Here is an 18,751-nt window from a genome sequence, read left to right as displayed (position 1 = left end):
AAGGCTCAGGTCAGTGTAAAAGCTATACTGACCTGGGCAAGTTGCGCTCATCCATTTTCTTTTATCAGTTTTATAGAATCCTTTTTACGATGGAGATTTTCCCTCACATACTCGCCCGAATAGGCGGAAAGCCATACGAATGTCTTGAGCAGATGCAGACTGATAAGCTTCCGGATATTGCTAAGAAAGTCATAGCGTTGGAAAGCGTCGCTGCGAAATTGAAGCAGGAGTTGAGTGATCATCTGTATTCGTTAATTGGTCGCACTGACGATCCTGCCGCACAAAACTTTCTCCTTAACCTGCGAAGAGACGTGTTTAATAACCGTTCTGTAAAAAATAAGGTGCTACAGCACAGCCTGACATTACTACCCCAGGCTACCTATACTATGCTGGAGCGATACATATCTACGCATAGCGCCATTGATAAAATTGAGCGGGAAGGGGAGGAGCAATATACAAAAGCACTAAAAAAGCTAAGAACAGCGATGCAGTCACTGGCTACTGACAGCACTTTACAACATGGACTACTACTCTCCAGTAAATCATTGCTGATAAACGTGGAAAAATACATAGCTCAAAAGCAGGGGAAGCTGGGTAAGAAAGCACTTAAAGCAGAACTGAGCTTGCTCAAGTACCTGACACGTACCTGTACCAAAACATCCCCTTTCAGTACGTTTACCCAGCTTTCAATAGCGCAAGCCTGTGCCGAGCAAGCGCTGATCAAAGGAGTGTTCTGTAATAAAACAGATGCTGTTTTCAGCTCACATATTCGTTTCAACAACTATCTTTTCAAATATTTGAAGGAGCTTATTTTTGCCAACGAGCCACTCGCTCAGCATCTGACCCTGCGCCTGAACCCTACTATTTCATTGAAAGAAAAGCAGTACAACTTTCTGATCAATAAAAATCAGATAGATGTATTTCAATATCTTCAGCAGAACCAGGTACTTACATGTATCCATCAGTATTTGCAATCTCATACATCGGCTGCTATCACCCCCCTAAGCTTATGTAGCTACCTGCAACAGCATGTGAATGCCGGTGAAGATGAAATCAAAGCCTACCTTTTTAAAATAATACAGTTGGGATTTCTGGAATTTCACCTGGGCATTTCCGGTACAGACCCTTATTGGGACAAAAAGCTGATTGAAAAACTACAGCCCATCCTGGCTCATCAGCATGGGTTAATACCGCTCTTCACTCAACTGAGGCAGATGCGGTATAATGCGGATAAATACGCTAACACCGCCAGTACTACTGATAGAAAGACTATTCAGGAAAGTACCCTGCAAATCTACCAAAGCATTTGTAGTAGTCTGCAAGAGACTGACTTTGCTGAGCCGGTGGCCATAGGGGCGGGTGCAAGTTCAGCGCATAGTCTATCTTCACCCCTGCAAAAGACCAGGCAAGCAGCTCCGGGCGACCTGCAGGAAAAACAGTTGCCTACAGAAGACTTTCCTTTCCGGGCAGAAAACATCTTTTATGAGGACACCCGGAAGCATGTTCAGATCAGCATAGATCATACTGCCCTTCACACACTGACCCAAAAGCTCAGTCAGTTGCTGGATCAGCTTAGGCTGTTTGACATAGAAGTACTGGAGAAGCAAAAGATGCAGGAGTTTTTCCTGAATAAATACGATGAAAAAGCCCGCATCAACTTACTGAACTTTTACGAAGATTATTACCGCGAAGTAAAAACTTTAGAATCTGATCCGAAGCACAAACAAGCTACGCTACAGCAGTTGCCTGAGCAATTGAGAAGAAGGCACCTGCTCACCAAAAGGTGGCGGCAGGAATTGTTTATCAGGTTGAGAGATCGGGATGACACAAAAAAGCATGTACGTTTAGATGGCAAGCTGCTGGAAGAAATTAACCAGACTATAGGCTTTGAAGCTACAGAAAAACCAGCATCAAATGCGGCTTTTATTCAGCTGTTTAAGGAGACCAATGCTGAAGGTAAAACCGAACTCAAAGGTGTGCTCAATAACTACCTTACCGGCTATGGGAAATTTATGAGCAGGTATATGCATATTTTTCCCGATCAGGTGCATCAGGACACCAAACGTTGGAATGAAAATACTGCTACTAGTGATGAACTGCTGGCCGAAAATTGTGATGGTTCATATTTTAACGCCAATATTCACCCCAGCCTGATGCCTTATGAAATCAGCGCTCCCGGAAGCCATAATAGCCTGGCATCTGATCAGCAAATCCCGCTAGGAGAGCTTGAAGTTTGTTATCATCAGGAGCATGCATGTTTGGAGCTCCGGCACCAAAAAAGCAATAAGAAAGTGCTTCCTTTTGATATGGGCTTTCAGGCTAACTTCTTTCGCTCGGAGCTTTTCAAGCTGTTGAGTCAATTCTCCGATAGTGATACCATTATGCTCTCTCCCTTAAAGCAGGTCGTTGACCGCTTAAATATACCGTCGGATGCGATCTACCCTTATGTCAGGCTAAGCCCCAGGATTATGTATGAAGACAACATTATCATTAGAAGAAAAAGCTGGTTAATACCGCAGGAACTACTTCCGCACAGGAAGGGGCAGGAAACCGATTGGCAGTATTATCGCAAAATACGACAGTGGCAGCAATCATTATCGCTACCGGAAGAAGTGTTTGTGAAAGTGAGTGATATCAGCCCGCTAGCCAACAATCAGGATGCAGCCGCATTTGCCAATGATGATTATAAACCTCAATACATAGACTTCAGAAACCCTTTGCTGATCAACCTTTTTCAGAAAGCAATAGGGAGAGTCAAAAAGCACATGATCATAGAAGAGATGTACCCCAGGCCTGACCAAATGCTCAGGATCGGTGAGCAGAAATATGTGACAGAATTTCTGCTACAGTGGTACCATTCATAATAGTTCAATCAAAAAACTCAATAGGTATGGAAAGGTGGTTATCACTTCATATGTTTTATAATGAGCCCTGGGAGCCTCTACTCCTCCAGCTAGTTAAGCCCGTTTGTGAAGCGCTTTATCAAAAGCAACACATCAGTCAGTACTTCTTTATCAGGTACTGGGAGCATGGGCCACATATTAGGCTAAGGGTCAAAGGGGAAGCCAAAACACTGGAAAGCTATGTAGCTCCTTACATAAGGCAGCGTTTCAGGCAGTTTGCTACCGCTTATCCTTCTTGCCGCTCGGCTTTAGATCAGGTACATCTAGCCCGGGGATCCCAAAAGCTATATCCAAATAACTCCGTACAAACTATTGATTATATCCCCGAAACCCGAAGGTACGGAGGTACATATGGTTTGTCTATCGCGGAAAAACAGTTTGAGGCTTCTTCTCATGTGGTATTGGAGGCAATGAGCCAAAAGCCTGGCTGGCATGCGGCATGTGCTCTGGGAGTAGCCATACAAATGCACCTGAGCTTTGCTCACGAACTGCATATGTCGCCCGCAGAAATGATACGTTTCTTTTCTTATCTGGGTCGCAGCTGGTTTTCTATGGCTTATGCTTCTGATAAGGACTATTCTTCTGAAGAAAGATATGCGATGGAGCAAAAGGTAATGCATTGCTTTTCCTCAGCTTATGAGCAACAGGAACAGCATATTGTATCCGTTTGTGCCAGTCTCTGGCAAGGTTTACAGACTTCTTCAACCTTTAAGCAGGCTTGGCTTAACCTATGGGTCAGTGAGATGCGTAATTTCCGCCGCAGGATAAAAGATGCGCAAGCACAAGCTAAGCTCATTCCACCGCACAAAAATCTTCTTAAAGCGTCAAACCCAAAAGAGGCTACGCTTTGGAATATATTAGGCAGCCTGGTACATATGACAAATAACCGCTTGGGGGTACTAAACAGAGATGAAGCCTATATCGCCTTTGTGATTCAGAAAGCACTATCCAGTCTTAACATGCATGAACGCCCCATGGCAAACACACATGCCTGAGCGGTATGCGCTTCCGGGAAAGAACACGCTGATCAATACTTCAAATCAGGGAGCTAAAAATTAAACATCATGAATTCTACGATCTTAAAATTACTCATTTGCTTCTGCCTGTTCGTCAGCTTACAAACACAGGCGCAGGCGCCCACCGCTGATAAGCGTAGTTTGAGCCTTAGTCTGGATGACTGTATCGCTCATGCCCTGAAGCAAAATCTCAATCTCAGACACCAACGACTCAACATCAGCTCAGAAAAGGTAGCACTAAAACACGCTTACATGGACCTTTTACCTACCGTAAATGCCAATACAGGGATGAGCTATAGCGTTGGGCGTACCATCAACCAGTTTACCAATGAATATGTAGACCGGCCTGTGCGCCAACAAAACATGAGCATCAGCGCAGAAGTAGCACTTTTTGATGGCTTCAAAAAAATCAATACGGTCAGAAAAAATAAACTGTATCTGCGTATTAGTCAGTACGATTTGCAGGCAGTTGAACAGGAAATTACGCTGGAGGTAATTCAGGCTTATATGCAGGTGCTTTTTGCCCAGGAGATAGTCGCGTTAAAAGAAACACAGTGGCAGGCAACACAGTCTCAGCTTAACAGTGCCAGAAAACTAGTACGAGCTGGCAGCTTGGTCCCCACTGATGAAACCCAGTTAGAGGCACAACTATTTCAGGATCAACAGTCTGTCATTGAAACAAAGCGTGAGCTCGCCATATCTCAGCTACACCTTAAGCAGATTTTGCAGCTACCTGCCAACCAGTCTATTGCTATTGAAGCACCGGAGAAGGTAATCCCTGATAAAGCAGAAACTCTTTTTTCTACAGCAGAGGTATACCTCTCAGCACTGGAACAGCAGGCAGCGATCCTAAGCGCTGATATGCTGCTACGTAGTGCTCAGTACGATATCTCAATTTCCAAAGCGGGCTTTTTCCCGTATTTATCCTTGAGGGCAGGTTTGTATTCTCAGTACTCAAGTATAGCGCCTGAGCAAATTCCCGTGGCCGGTATAGCCAATGTGAGCCGTATCATTCCAACGGGCAGTTTCGTACTGTCTCCTGCTGACCTACCTGGCCTGACAGAAGGTACAAAAATACCGGTATACACCGAAACAGAAATCCCTGCTAAGTATACTGATAACAATTACATCAATCAGCTTGACTTTAACCTGAGGCGATACATAAGCATCAACCTGAGCATTCCTATTTTTAATAACACCCTGACCAAGACCAGGACTTCCTATGCCTCCATCAGGCTGGATCAGGCCCGGCTCAATGCGATGCAGCTAAGGCAGGAAGTCAGACAAGCGATAGAGCTCGCCTATCTTAAAACGAAGGCGGCTGCTGATAGCCATGCAGCAGCTCAGCGCCGGGTAGGCTCACTGACAGAAGTATATACAAAGGCTAAAACAAGCTTCCGTGCGGGAAGGATCAGTGCACTGGATCTCATACAAACAAAAAGGCTGCTTGAGCAAGCCACTTCGGACTTAACACGCGTCAAATACGAATACTTTTTTGGTATTAAACTCCTAAAATTTTATCGTTCCGGTACTTTGGGATTTGAATAATTAACAGTGGTCAAAAAAATCAGTGGCTTATGTCGTTAAAATGAGGGTGGGCCAGAATGGCGAACTTATATTTATCTCCCCGGTAGTACGAGCGTTCAATTTCAATAGTTTGACTTGCACTGTTAAGGACAGCGCTGTCAAGAAGAAATACCGGAATTGGAGCTGTGATCTCAAAGTTGTTCTCCACATCTCCGGGTTTTAAAATGTCAGCGCTCAGTGTTTGGTTGACATCAGTAATCTTCTGCTGATACTTGTTTTCATAGATGCTGAAGTAAGAGGTTTCCGTGGGCATAAGATTGATTTTAGGACATAAGTCCAGAGAAATGTATTTTACCTCATCTTTCATAATGGTTTCATCAGCATAGCGGAGCTGGTGAATTTTCACTACCGGTCCTTCTATGATATAATGCTTGCCTCCGATCTCCGATGAGATACCATCAGGCAAGATGACTTTCTCCAGAATAATATGTTTAGGAGTGAAACCCTCCGCTTTTAACTTTTCATCAAAACCTATACGGGTATCTGTAATTGAGCCCAGCGTTCGCAACAGATGGTGATCAGGCGTACGGTTTAGTACAAAAGTACCTTTGCCTTTAATCCTTCTGCCCCATCCTTTCAGCTCAATTTCCAGCAGACTTTTTCTGGCAGTAGTATTACTGACCTGATATGTTTTGATCAGCTCATTCTCGGAAGGAATTTTATCACCCGGCTGCAATTCTCCCGACTTGATTCTTTCAATGATCTCTTCGCTGATGGTAATAAATTTTGGCTTCATCCTGTAAAATTGATTGTCACGAGTATAAGCTAGAATTGTTAAAGATGATAAATTATCTGCTAAAATCAGATTTAACGCACTAAGATGTATGGGTTCTATAAATAAGCTTTGCTTAGAGTATTTATGCGAAATTGAGAAAATTTTATGTAATAAATTGAATAAATGATGATAATAACGGATATAATATTTTCATTATAATAAAAATATATTATTTGAGCCATATGGCTTGCTTTGCTGTCTGCTTTGTTTTTATATTTGAAAACCTAACTTAGTGCGTTAAGATATGATGAAAAAATCTTGTTTACGTTGGTTGGTAGTCAGTCTGGTATTTATCGCAACTGGTCTGAGTTTTCTGGACAGACAGGTGCTCTCTATTGCCATCATCAAAATTCAGGATGAGTTCAATATCACCGATGTGCAGTACGGTATAGTCAATACCAGCTTTCTGATCAGCTACGCCATCATGTTTACCCTCGGTGGGCGACTGATTGACGTAGTTGGGGCAAGAATAGGGCTGGGGGCTTCAGTGGCGCTATGGTCTGTCGCCAACACGCTGCATGGCTTTATGACGGGTTTTTATCAGCTGGTAGCTTTTCGTTTTTTGCTGGGGATGGGAGAAGGCGGTTGTTTTCCGGGCGCTGCCCGCACCGTTTATGAGTGGTTTGGCGAAAAAGAAAGAGCCCTGGCCAATGGCATCGCGATTGGTGGTGCAGCCATAGGTGCCGTAATCGCTCCACCGCTTACCATCTGGGTAGCCAATTATTTTGGCTGGAGAGGGGGCTTCGTCATTCCCGGCCTGGTGGGATTACTATGGGTTGTGATCTGGCTGATGATCCCCTGGAAGAAACGTATGGCTGCTGAGGCTATTCCTGAACGATTAACTGAACCCGAAAAAGAGGAAGTACTTCCTTTCAAGACCATTCTCAAAAATAAAGAAGCCTGGATATTTATTCTGATCCGCTTTATGCTGGACCCTGTCTTTTACTTCTTTATGTTCTGGATACCCAAATACCTGAATGAACAGAGAGGGCTTTCTTTTGACAGTGTAGGCAATATATTCTGGATTCCTTTTCTGGCATTAGGAATTTCCAATGTGATGGGCGGCTGGCTTTCCGATAAGCTGGTGGCAAGGAAGATGTCGGTCAATAAGGCCAGAAAGGTAGTCATGGGCATTGCTGCCCTGCTGACCATTGTGGCTCCCTTTGTAGAGTGGGTGAGTACAGTGGAAGTGGCTATTGCTCTGATGGCACTGATCATGTTTGCCCACGGTTTCTGGATTACCAATTATATTACAGCCATCTCAGATATTTTCGGAAAGCAGGCCACTTCTACCGTGGTGGGCTTGTCAGGAACAGCAGGAGCGGTTTCAGGCTTGCTGCTCAATCCTTTGATTGGGCTGATCATCCAAAATTATTCCTACCAGCCCCTGTGGATTGCTTCCGGCTTGATGTACCCTCTGGCATTTATCATTTTTATACTATTTGTCCGGCAGATCAGGCCAATGCATACTCAGATGACAGCTCACTCTAGCTGAAAAGACAAAAATAATGTTGCTGAATGATCATGGAATCTGAAAAATGAGATCAACAAAAAAATTTGCCTTTGAAATCTTAGTGCGTAAAGAAAAAGTATTCATGCACAAATTATAATATTCATGAAAAAAGAACTTGAAAATCAGGAGCAGTACGGAATTGTAAGACGAAAATCCACCGTCCCCAAAATTGGGGTCTTTGGCGTAGGTTATCATAAATACTGGGGGCAGTTTGAGGGGCTGTTGGATGAGATGCTGAAGAAGCAGACCGTCTTTATTGAAATGCTTAATAAATATGAGGTAGACGTTACCGACTTTGGCATGGTAGATAAAGCTTCAGATGCCTATGAAATGGTAGGTAAACTGAAAGCGGCCAATCTGGATCTGATTTTCTGCGATATGCTTACCTATGCCACTTCCAGCACCTTTGGCGTAATCATTAAGAGTCTGGATGTCCCAATTGTGCTGGTAGCTTTACAGCCCCACAAGGCTTTGAACTACGAAAAAGCCTCTACCTATCTGCAATTGTACAATGATGACATCTGCTCTCTGCCCGAATTTGCCGGAGTAGCCATAAGGATGGGCAAAAAAGTACCGGATATGATCATCGGTACGCTGCATGATGACCCTCAGGCCGAGGCGGAAATTGAAGAATACTGTCGGATTGCCACTGTACTGCATGATCTGAAAAATTCCCGCATCGGCCATATTGGTCACCCCATTGAAGCCATGCTGGACATGCATTTTGACGCGAGCATGTTTACCGCGCATTTTGGTCTGCACGTGGTTCAGTGCGAGGAAAACGAGATTGTTACCCAATATGGCAATGTGAGTGAAGAGGAGATTCAACATGCCCGGAACAGGATTCTGCACTTTTTTGATACGCCAGATCCGGTATCCGATCCTATTTCTGAAAAACTAAAAGACGAAGACCTGGAAGTAGCGGCCCGGGTAAGTGTAGCACTGGAAAAATTTAAAGAAGAGAAAAACCTGGACGGACTGGCCTACTACTATGAAGGCGAACCCGACAGTCTGACGCAACTGGTGATGTCCAACCTTATCGTCGGAAATTCTTTGCTCACGGCTTCCGGTTTTCCTATGTGTGGGGAATCCGATATGAAGACCTGCATTGCCATGCTGATCATGGACCGTCTGGACATCGGAGGAAGCTTTGCGGAATTCCATCCGGTAGATTTTAACGAAGGTTTTGTGCTGGTAGGCCATGATGGCCCGCATAACATCGCCATCGCTGAAGGCAGGCCGGTATTGCGTAGTCTGAAAAAGTATCATGGAAAGCCTGGATTTGGTGCCGGTGTGGAGTTCAAGATCAAAGAAGGGCCAATTACGATGCTGAGCATTAGCTCTGATTATGAAGGTAAGTTCAGGTTCGTCATTGCAGAAGGAGAATCAGTACAGGGTCCGATACCACCCACTGGCAACACCAATACCCGGGGATTTTTTAAGCCGGATGTGAGAACTTTTTTGCAACGCTGGATCAAGGCAGGTCCTACCCATCACTTTGCGTTAGGAGTAGGGCATCATGCCCGCACCATCCGGAAAATTGCTGATTATCTGAATATAGAGTCAGTCATTATTCAATAAAACTCAAGCGAGTATTCATTACTAAACACAACAACCACTATGAGACATTCAGTCAAATACCTAAACCCAACGATTGTTTTGGTCATACTGAGCTATGTCTTCTCTGTCAATGGCGTTTATGCACAGACAGGAGAAACGGTTCAGCTAAGAGGGGCAGTGAGCTCCTCAGAGGATGGAGAGGCATTGCCCGGCGTTAATTTAGTGGGAGAGTGTAGTTTAGATCTGGTGTTTGCCTGGTAAAATACTAACTTAAGAGATAGCAAATACAACACTTAAAACTCAGGATGAAAAGTAAGATGAACCGAAGAGAAAGTATCACATATCTGTCGTTAGGGTGCGCTCTGCCTTTTGTAAGCCCAGATATATCATTGCAGGGCATGGTAAATTTAAAAGCGGCTTACACCTATGTTGAACTGGAAGTGAGTTCATCTTTCCCTACAGCATTGCCTTCCCAACTGAGAGTGCCTTTTGCGTGGAATTATTTTGGTTTAGGAATGGAAGGAGGAATGACTAAACTAAGCTTGAAAGCCAAAGTAGGACGTTCTACCAAAGAGCTGAGGTTAAGACTGACCACCGCATTGGATAGTCGGGAAGAAAAAGAGATAGAGGTCAGTATTCCTGATACAGACATAGTACTGGGTATATTGGACTGCAAGTACGCTCCGGTATTGCAGCTTACAGAACTGGTCATTGATACGCAGTATCTGGAGCAGATAGAAGAAAAGGGGCTGCAAATTAAGCTTGTAAAAGGTAATCTGCCTGCTTATTTTTTTTCTGATACCAATGCGAAAGAGCGAGGGAATGATTTTCTCTTTCCTCACCTGTTGGTGGTCAATAAGCAAAATAACAAACCACAGGATGTATTCCTCGGCCAGCTGAAATCATTAGGTGCTTTACAACCTTTCGACTGGATGGAAGGATGTGTGTTGGATGGCCTATGGCAAATATATAGCCGTAAGAAGGATGCCAAGGCGCTGGATACGATCAAGGTGCATCTTGATTTGTATTTTGATGATCAAGGCAGACTCATTGTGGAAGACCCCAAAAGTAGAATCGCTGATAATATAGTAAACAATATAGAAGCGACACTACCTTTTGCTGTACTTGCCCGCCTGTATCCTGAGCATCCTATCCTGAAAAAAGTAGAACAGTTTTGGGAAAAGCATCAGCAAAACATAAATGCTACCATCACGGCTGAAGGTGCTTATACCATTGCCTATCCTATGGCAGTACTGGCAGAAGCCTGGAATAGAAAAGATTTAGCTGAGGCGGCCCTGCATCAGCTGAGATTGCGAAAAAAACTGGTTTTTGAAGGAGACAATTATCTCCGTTATTATCCTGAAAAAGATAGTAGAACCTATAAAAACTGGGCAAGAGGGTTAGCCTGGTATATGCTGGGCTTGGTACGTACACTTTCTATTTTAAAAGATACAGCCGAGGTAGATGATCTGCTGGAAGAATTGGATCGGGTAACGCAATTTGTGCTGCTCCATCAGCAGAAAAATGGCTTGTGGAATTGTTTTCTTGACAATCCTGATACCACAGTTGATACTTCGGGTTCAGCGGGAATTAGTGCGGCTATTGCTACAGGGATTAGGGAAGGGTTGCTGAATGTCCCTGTTTCTAAAGCGAAAGCCACCTGGAAGGGACTACTTCCATTTCTTACGCCCGACGGCCTGCTCTCCGGTGTAGCTCAGAGTAACAGAGGAGGAGAGGAGTTGCAGCGCAGCGATTATCGGGTCATATCTCAGATGGGTATGGGCCTGATGGGTCAATTGTATGCATATTTATAAAACCTGTTTATCGTGAAATCCATCTCATTTTTTTTTAGCACCTGTTTTTTACTACTGCTCTACGCCTGTGATAGTGATGCTGTAGAAGAGGGAAGCAGCACTTACGAAAGCCTGAAAGAAGGTTTTCAGAACCCGCCCAACAGAGCGAAACCAAAAGTGTACTGGTGGTGGCTCAATGGCTATGTAGATACCGTGCGCCTGAAAGAAGAGCTTCGTGCTGTCAAAGAGGCGGGCATTGGTGGCGTAGATATTTTTGAGATCGGTACTGCCCGATACAGCAATCCGGGCAATATGGTTCCGGCAGGACCAGCTTTTATGGGAGAGGAGTCATTGAACACCATCCGCCTGGCCATTGAAGAAGCTACCAAACTAGACCTGGCAGTCGGCCTCAACCTGGCCAGCAGCTGGAATGCAGGGGGTACATGGATCAAGCCGGAACATGCTGCCAAATCGCTTTACTTTACCAAAACTTCAGTAGAAGGGCCTTCTACGCAGGAAATTAGTTTGCCCTTCCCCGAAATTTCAAAGACAGACGATCGCGGCAAGCAGCGTTTGATTGAGTTTGGTGAGGACGGTAAACCGCTCTATTATGAAGAAGTGGCGGTGCTGGCCGTTCCTGCCAATAAAACCGGCTTTTCAGATACTACAGAAATCATTAGCCTGAGCGCCAACTTTGATGCAGCGAGAGGAAAACTGGAATGGGAGGCGCCAGCAGGGGAGTGGGAGGTCTACCGTTATGTATGTTCTAACTCGGGTGAGCAACTCAAGCTGCCCAGTCCCAACTCCATGGCGCCTATCATAGATCATTATGATTCGGCAGCCACCCGTGCGCATTTCATGCACTTCATCAACAAACTGCAAGCGCTCCTGGGTGATTTTGAAAATACGGCTTTAAAAAATTTCTACCTCGCCAGCTATGAAGCGACCGGCTCGGTCTGGACTTCCTCCTTACCGGCTACTTTTGAAGCGATCCATGGCTACTCCATTGATAAATTCATTCCGGCCCTGTTTGATGAACAGTTTTTAGCAGAAGCAACCGCTCAGAAGTTTCAGCAGGATTTTAACAAGACCTTGTCGCACCTCATCACGCAAAATCACTACGGCAAAGCCAGAGAAATCTGCAATCAGTACGGTTTACAGATTACTTCCGAGTCGGGAGGGCCGGGAGCGCCTTTGCACAATGTTCCGGTAGATGCTTTAAAAGCCCTGGGTGCGCTGGATGTGCCACGCGGAGAGTTCTGGGTCAATCACCACTTTTATACAGAAGACAGCGTGGATGTACTCTGGCTGGTGAAAGAAGTGGCTGCGGCTTCTCACATTTACCAGAGAGGTATTGTAGAGGAAGAGTCTTTTACCAGTTTTCAGCACTGGCAGGAAGGGCCTTTTGACCTGAAGCCTTTGGCTAACAAAGCATTTTCTGAGGGCATGAACCGGGTGGTGGTACATGGCTTTTCGCATAATCCCGAGGGCATGGGCTATCCGGGCATCGTATATCATGCGGGTACACACTACAATGACAAAAGGGTGTGGTGGCCTAAAATCAAACCCTTTAACGATTATCTGTCGCGTATCTCCTACATCCTGCAGGAAACAGATTTTGTGGCGGATGTGCTGTATTATTATGGTGATCAGGTACCTAATTTTGTAGTACCCAAGAACCAGCGATTTTCCGCGGGAGCGGGTCATGAGTATGAAGTGGTCAATACCGAAATTCTGCTCAATGAGCTTTCCGTAGAAGACGGAGAGCTGACCTTATCCAATGGGGCAAGCTTCAGAATGCTGGCGCTGGGAGAAGATAGCAAAGTCAATCCGGAGGTGATGGAAAAACTGGAGCAACTGGCTGAGGAAGGAACTATTATTGTTGGTCCGGAACCCGAAAAGTCCGTTGGGCTGAGCAATCAACCGGAGGCTTCGCAAAAAGTAGCATCTCTGGCAGATAGCCTCTGGCAGTCCTTTTCTGCGGATCTTACGACAGAACAGCTTAAAAGTGGAGGTGTTTTTTCTGATGTTTCTCCCGGTCAAATGCTGGAAAAACTTAGTATTCCTGCCGACTTCAGCTATGCTGACCAAAGTTCAGGGCAACTGGATTACACCCACTACCAAAGTGAAGGACTTGATTTTTACCTGATTAGCAATACTACTGATCAGTGGGTGTCCAGAACATGTACTTTCCGCCAGCAGGATAAAACAGCGGAGATATGGGATCCGGTCACTGGTGAAGTAATTCCGGTAGGCGTCTATCAACAGACAGAGCAGGGTATACAAGTTCCACTGTCGCTGCCGCCTTATGGTGCTTATCTGCTGGTGTTTAAGCCGCAAAGCTCATCATCTCATTACGAACAGATTACTGGCGCTGGCCCACATCCGCCTCGTTTGGCTTACCTAGATGAAGGTATCAGCTTTTTAGAAGAAGGTGAGTTTACCTTAGTACAAGGAGGCAATACGAGAAGCGTCAAGAGCCAGTTGAAAACAAAGCCTATTGAAGGTGCCTGGCAAATTACTTTTCCTCAAAACTGGGGTGCTCCTGCTTCGGCAGAGTTTCCATCACTCATATCCTGGACGGAAGCCGAGGATGAAGGTATCCGCTATTTCTCCGGAACAGCTACTTACGAAAAAAGCTTTCAGTTTAATCCCGAAGATGCCGAAGACTTTGACAGAATCACGCTGGGTTTGGGCAAAATATCCGAAGTAGGAGAGCTATGGTTGAATGGCCAGTCATTAGGCATCAGTTGGTCTGAACCCCATACCTTTGAGGTCACTGATCTGCTCCGTGAAGGTGAAAATCAGCTTACCATAGAGGTAGCCAACACCTGGTCTAACCGCATTGTTGGCGATACCGAAACCGGAGAAAATTATACCAAAACGAATATCTCCACTGCTTACAGAGGCATACCCTGGGAGGAGGCTCCTTTGCTGGAATCCGGTTTGTTAGGGCCGGTACAACTTAATTTTACAACCACCATTGCTTATGATGAAGAATAGTACTCTGCAGAATCTGCTTTTCGTATCATTGATGATACTGCAGACTGCAGGCTGCCAGACTAAGGCCAAAACTGAGGAGGAAGCGCAGCGGCCCAATATCCTGATCATTCTTACCGATCAGCATATCAATGATGGGCTTAGCTACCTGGGAAACCCTAATCTGAATACTCCGGCGATGGATGCGTTGGCAGCTGGTGGCGTGTATTTCACACAATCTTACTGCACCTCACCCGTATGTGGCCCGGCCCGAAGCAGTATCATCACAGGGCGTATGCCGCATGAGACAGGTGTAGTCTGGAATTCAACCGATATCAACCCTGAATATCCTACCGTGGGTCAGATTTTTCAGAAAGCCGGATATAATACTGCCTGGGCAGGGAAATGGCATCTGCCGGAATCCTATCCGTAACAGCAGGATGCAGACTCTATTCCCGGCTTTAAAGTCCTGCCCTTTCGTTCGTTAGACGAATCCTGGGCTTTGGGAGAGGATACCGATGCGCCCATAGCAGATGCTGCGGTAAATTATTTAAACACCTATGAGGAGGAGAATCCCTTCCTGCTTACGGTACAGTTCCATAATCCTCACGACATCTGCCATGTGCCCAGAAGGCCGGATGAGTATGCCAAAGCGGATCAGCTAGATACCCTGCCACCTCTGCCGCCCAATTTTGAAATTGCGGCAAACGAACCACAGTTTCTGCAGGAAAAGCGTTTGATGGACCATTATGGCGATGAGCTGTTATTGACCAGAAATTACAGTGAAGAGGACTGGCAGGCTTATCTCTACCACTATTACCGCTTTATGGAAATGGTGGATGTTGAAATTGGCAGGGTGACAAAGGCTTTGGAAGTGAATGGATTTGACGAAAACACGATCATTTTACTCACCAGCGATCATGGGGATGGGGCAGCGGCACATCGCTGGGCGGCCAAGCTGAGCTTGTACGAAGAAGCGGCTACCGTACCTTTTCTTATCAGCTGGAAAGGTCACATCCCGCAAGGCGTCATAGACAGAGAGCAGCTGGTTTCGGGCGTTGACCTGGCACCTACTATATGCGATTACGCAGCGATTGAAAATCCACCTGCTTTTACAGGAAAAAGCATCAAGCCGATACTGGACAATGCCCACGACAGACTCCGTGAATACCTGGTGGTACAACTGGCGGATGATAAAGAAGACTCTACCCGCCACGGAAGAATGATCCGCAACAGAAGGTATAAGTATAATCTTTACAATCAGGGAGAGAGAAATGAGCAGTTGTTTGACCTCTGGAAAGATCCGGGAGAAACACAAAACCTGGCTTATGAACCCAACTATCAGGAACTGAAAGCTGAGTTTAAAAAAGAATTGGACAACTGGATTGATCAAACCAATGACGATTTTTATACATGGAAAAAGTAATACTTTCGATAGCACTATTGTTCACCCTAAACTTCGTTGCAGAGGCGCAGTCTGCCGCTGTTGCGGATACTGCAACCTATCTGTCTGATGTCAAAAAAGAGTTAAATAAAGTATGGCCGGATAACCGTACAATCAATCTGGTCTTTCACGGCCACTCTGTTCCTGCTGGCTACTGGCACGATCATGAAGTACATACCCTGGAATCCTATCCAAATAGGGTATTGAAGCAACTCAAAGCACAATATCCCTATGCGGTGATCAATGTGATTGTAACGGCCATAGGCGGTGAGAATTCCGTACAAGGGCAAATGCGCTTTGAAGGAGAAGTACTCACACACAATCCGGATGTGTTGATGATAGACTATGCCCTGAACGACCGCAGTGTGGGCCTGGAGAAAGCCCGTGAAGCCTGGGAAAAGATGATACAGTCTGCGATGCAGCAGGAGGTCAAAGTCATCTTACTCACACCTTCGCCTGACCAAAGGGTGGATATTCTGGAAATAGGTAACCCATTGGCTCAACATGCGGAGCAGATCAGGGAACTGGCAGAGCAATATCATATCGGGCTGGCTGATCCCTTTACGCAGTTTCAGAAGCTGCTGGAGAATGGAGAAACGCTTGAAACCTATATGTCACACGTCAATCACCCTAATGAGAAGGGACATGAAGTTATCGTTCAAACATTGTTGCCCTGGTTTATACATGCTGAAAAGTGAAAAAAGTAATACCTAGTCATTTCATCCTCAATATGTTTTAATTCCCCCGCGAGGTAATATATTCCCTCTTAGGATTCCTATATTCGGGAAATGTACTAAAAATTGGGATATGAATCTGGATAAAAAAGATAGTCAAAATGTAGCTGTTAGCGAGAAGGATGTTGAAGCGTTTCTAGGTAAAACCCATCATGAAAGCAATGCTCAAGCTACCCAGGATACTGACCTTTGGCAGCGATTTAAGGAAGGAAGTGAAGAAGTATTTATAGCTATCTACCGCAGCTATTTTCAGCTCCTATACGCATACGGCCATCAGTTTACAGTCGACACTAATATGGTAGAAGACTGTATTCAGGAACTGTTTATAGCGCTAAGAGTCAAGAGAGAAAAACTTAAATACACCAATTCTATAAAGTTTTACCTGTTCAAGGCACTTCGTAACAGATTGTTGCGCAAGCTGAGCAGGAAAAAAATGTTGCCGCTAAGCGAACAGCTGATGGATGGTTACAATTTTGAAATTAATCTCTCTCAGGAGCATGCCATACAATTCCAGACCGGTGCCAATTTCCCGCTCTTCCGCTATCCGCATGTACTGCTTATGCTTGCTGAATGTTATCTGAGAGTTGGTGGTGGAGATCCTCTCATGTTAGTAAATCAGGTACGCGCTCGGGCCGGCTTACCGGCAGCTTCCGTTGTAACTCTGGAAGATATTATTCATCAGCGAAGGGTGGAGTTCTATGGAGAAGCTGACCGCTGGGACGTACTGGTAAGAACAGATAAAGTTCTGGAAGTCATGGAAGCGCATGGTGAAAACGAAAGACAGAACAGGTCGGAGGTACATGTTGGTGATGCTGCATTCAGGGACATCAAAGTCTTATACCCTATTCCGGCCAGTGCCATCCAGACTGATCCAAAGCTGAAACAAAATTCTGAATATTAGTAATATTGAACGTGAAAAATAAACTGAATATCAATCGTACGATCTTATTCTTGCTCTTCTGCAGCTTGCCAACGGCATTTTTACAGGCCCAGCAGCAAGCCAGACGACCCAATGTGCTGTTCATCGCCAGTGACGACCTCAACGATTGGGTGGGGGCGCTCAATGGGCATCCACAGGTGCTGACCCCAAATATTGACCGGCTTGCCAAAAGGGGAACGCTCTTTACCAATGCCCATACGCAGGCTCCACTCTGCAACCCTTCCCGGGTCAGCATCATGACGGGGCTGCGCCCTTCTACCACAGGGATTTACGGACTTGCCCCACGACATCGTCAGGTGGAGCGAACCCAGGATGTCGTCACCTTGCCGCAGTATTTTGCAGCCCACGGTTACCGAAGCATGTCGGCAGGCAAAGTCTTTCATGGAGGGATCAGCCCGGAAGAGCGAGAAGTTGAATTCCAGGAGTGGGGGCCGGATGGTGGGCATAAACCATTTCCTGAGGAGAAGATCGTAAAAACACCTTTGGATATGGTAGAGCATCCGTTGATAGATTGGGGAGTTTTTCCTGAACATGAAGACTCTCTGATGGATGATTATAAAGTAGCCTCCTGGGCGGTAGATAAACTGGAGGAACTTGGAGAAGGTGATGATGAAAAACCATTTTTTATGGCTGTGGGCTTCAACAAACCTCATGTGCCCCTATATGCCACACAGCAATGGTTTGACCTATATCCTGAGGAGGAGGTATTCTTACCTCTTGCTCCGGAAGGTGATCGCAACGATATACCAGATTTTGCCTGGTATCTGCATTGGTACCTGCCGGAGCCCAGGCTCTCCTGGGTGATAGAAAGTCATCAGTGGCGTGCTAAAGTACGAGCCTATTTAGCGACCATAAGCTTTATGGATGCGCAGGTAGGTAGAGTGCTGGATGCCCTGGAAGCCCAGGGGCTGGATGACAATACCATCGTTGTGTTCTGGTCGGATCATGGATATCATCTGGGAGAAAAAGGCATTACCGGAAAAAATACCTTGTGGGAACGTTCTACCCGTGTACCGCTTATCTTCGCAGGCCCAGGCGTCACTGCCGGCGCTAGGTCATCACAACCCGCTGAACTGCTGGATATGTATCCGACTTTGGTAGCACTGGCTGGCCTGCCTGAAAAAGATGAGGTTGAAGGGCTGTCCCTGATGCCTCAGCTTAAGAATGCTGATGCAGTACGGGAACGCCCGGCCATAACCACGCATAACCCCGGGAACCATACGGTGCGCACCGAACATTGGCGTTATATACGTTATGCTGATGGGTCTGAAGAGCTATATGACCATAGGCAGGATAAAGAAGAGTGGTCTAATCTGGCTGATCATACTGAATACGCAGATATCAAAAAAGAACTAATCAACTGGCTGCCAGAAAAGGATGCTCCGCTGGCCCCGGGAAGTAAGCATCGTGTGCTGGAAAACAAAGAGGGCAGCTGGTACTGGGAAGGCGAAGCGATTGATTTTAACAAACTAATCAGATAAACTTCTCACTGAAGCATGTAAATTTT

At 45.6% G+C, this 18,751-nt stretch carries 12 protein-coding genes and 1 pseudogene; 12 read left to right on the top strand and 1 reads right to left on the bottom strand.

Annotated elements, in window-relative coordinates; genetic code table 11:
- The first annotated feature begins 41 nt into the window (after positions 1–41).
- From OKW21_RS22390 to OKW21_RS22380, 3 genes are all read left to right on the top strand, one after another.
- Positions 42–2,864, top strand: coding sequence for a lantibiotic dehydratase (locus OKW21_RS22390; protein WP_277483687.1), 2,823 nt, complete (start codon positions 42–44; stop codon positions 2,862–2,864).
- A 26-nt stretch (positions 2,865–2,890) separates the two neighbouring features.
- Positions 2,891–3,898: a thiopeptide-type bacteriocin biosynthesis protein gene (locus tag OKW21_RS22385; protein ID WP_277483684.1), complete on the top strand. Its 1,008-nt coding sequence runs from the start codon at positions 2,891–2,893 to the stop codon at positions 3,896–3,898.
- Positions 3,899–3,967: 69 nt separating this feature from the next.
- Positions 3,968–5,467: a TolC family protein gene (locus tag OKW21_RS22380; RefSeq protein WP_277483682.1), complete on the top strand. Its 1,500-nt coding sequence runs from the start codon at positions 3,968–3,970 to the stop codon at positions 5,465–5,467.
- 19 nt (positions 5,468–5,486) lie between these two features.
- Here the strand turns inward: OKW21_RS22380 and OKW21_RS22375 are convergent, their stop codons facing one another.
- Positions 5,487–6,242, bottom strand: coding sequence for a GntR family transcriptional regulator (locus OKW21_RS22375; RefSeq protein ID WP_277483679.1), 756 nt, complete (start codon positions 6,240–6,242; stop codon positions 5,487–5,489).
- Between the two features lie 283 nt (positions 6,243–6,525).
- On the opposite strand from OKW21_RS22375, the gene OKW21_RS22370 reads away from it, so the two are divergent.
- The 9 genes and pseudogenes from OKW21_RS22370 (at position 6,526) to OKW21_RS22325 (ending at position 18,725) form a co-directional block, all read left to right on the top strand.
- Positions 6,526–7,776 carry an MFS transporter gene (locus OKW21_RS22370; RefSeq protein ID WP_277483676.1) on the top strand — a complete coding sequence of 417 codons (1,251 nt, stop codon included), beginning with the start codon at positions 6,526–6,528 and terminating at the stop codon, positions 7,774–7,776.
- A gap of 120 nt (positions 7,777–7,896) precedes the next feature.
- A complete protein-coding gene (locus OKW21_RS22365) occupies positions 7,897–9,375 on the top strand; it encodes an L-fucose/L-arabinose isomerase family protein (RefSeq protein ID WP_277483674.1) in 1,479 nt (492 codons plus the stop codon).
- A 39-nt stretch (positions 9,376–9,414) separates the two neighbouring features.
- Positions 9,415–9,615 (top strand): hypothetical protein, encoded by a 201-nt coding sequence (locus OKW21_RS22360; RefSeq protein WP_277483671.1) that lies wholly within the window; start codon positions 9,415–9,417, stop codon positions 9,613–9,615.
- Between the two features lie 44 nt (positions 9,616–9,659).
- Entirely contained in the window at positions 9,660–11,168 is a 1,509-nt protein-coding gene (locus OKW21_RS22355) for a glycoside hydrolase family 88 protein (RefSeq protein ID WP_277483668.1), read from the top strand.
- A gap of 12 nt (positions 11,169–11,180) precedes the next feature.
- A complete protein-coding gene (locus tag OKW21_RS22350) occupies positions 11,181–14,150 on the top strand; it encodes a glycosyl hydrolase (RefSeq protein ID WP_277483666.1) in 2,970 nt (989 codons plus the stop codon).
- Positions 14,137–15,552: pseudogene (locus tag OKW21_RS22345) on the top strand (sulfatase family protein). Before OKW21_RS22350 ends, OKW21_RS22345 begins: the two are co-directional and overlap by 14 nt.
- The gene (locus OKW21_RS22335) at positions 15,540–16,268 is read left to right on the top strand and encodes an SGNH/GDSL hydrolase family protein (protein WP_277483664.1); all 729 of its coding nucleotides are present in this window, start codon (positions 15,540–15,542) and stop codon (positions 16,266–16,268) included. Before OKW21_RS22345 ends, OKW21_RS22335 begins: the two are co-directional and overlap by 13 nt.
- 109 nt (positions 16,269–16,377) lie before the next feature.
- A complete protein-coding gene (locus OKW21_RS22330) occupies positions 16,378–17,205 on the top strand; it encodes a RagB/SusD family nutrient uptake outer membrane protein (protein ID WP_277483662.1) in 828 nt (275 codons plus the stop codon).
- An 11-nt stretch (positions 17,206–17,216) separates the two neighbouring features.
- Positions 17,217–18,725 (top strand): sulfatase, encoded by a 1,509-nt coding sequence (locus OKW21_RS22325; RefSeq protein ID WP_277483660.1) that lies wholly within the window; start codon positions 17,217–17,219, stop codon positions 18,723–18,725.
- Positions 18,726–18,751 lie beyond the last annotated feature (26 nt).

Origin of the sequence: Catalinimonas alkaloidigena (genome assembly GCF_029504655.1) — a bacterium.
GTDB lineage: Bacteria > Bacteroidota > Bacteroidia > Cytophagales > Cyclobacteriaceae > Catalinimonas > Catalinimonas alkaloidigena.
Note: the sequence above shows the minus strand (reverse complement) of the source record. Positions and strands in the feature narration are given on the sequence as shown.

What these genes read in the sequence shown, in the direction of transcription:
- OKW21_RS22355 (WP_277483668.1), top strand. Translation starts at nt 9,660, where the DNA reads ATGAAAAGTAAGATGAACCGAAGAGAAAGTATCACATATCTGTCGTTA.
- OKW21_RS22375 (WP_277483679.1), bottom strand. Translation starts at nt 6,242, where the DNA reads ATGAAGCCAAAATTTATTACCATCAGCGAAGAGATCATTGAAAGAATC.
- OKW21_RS22335 (WP_277483664.1), top strand. Translation starts at nt 15,540, where the DNA reads ATGGAAAAAGTAATACTTTCGATAGCACTATTGTTCACCCTAAACTTC.
- OKW21_RS22370 (WP_277483676.1), top strand. Translation starts at nt 6,526, where the DNA reads ATGATGAAAAAATCTTGTTTACGTTGGTTGGTAGTCAGTCTGGTATTT.
- OKW21_RS22360 (WP_277483671.1), top strand. Translation starts at nt 9,415, where the DNA reads ATGAGACATTCAGTCAAATACCTAAACCCAACGATTGTTTTGGTCATA.
- OKW21_RS22380 (WP_277483682.1), top strand. Translation starts at nt 3,968, where the DNA reads ATGAATTCTACGATCTTAAAATTACTCATTTGCTTCTGCCTGTTCGTC.
- OKW21_RS22365 (WP_277483674.1), top strand. Translation starts at nt 7,897, where the DNA reads ATGAAAAAAGAACTTGAAAATCAGGAGCAGTACGGAATTGTAAGACGA.
- OKW21_RS22385 (WP_277483684.1), top strand. Translation starts at nt 2,891, where the DNA reads ATGGAAAGGTGGTTATCACTTCATATGTTTTATAATGAGCCCTGGGAG.
- OKW21_RS22330 (WP_277483662.1), top strand. Translation starts at nt 16,378, where the DNA reads ATGAATCTGGATAAAAAAGATAGTCAAAATGTAGCTGTTAGCGAGAAG.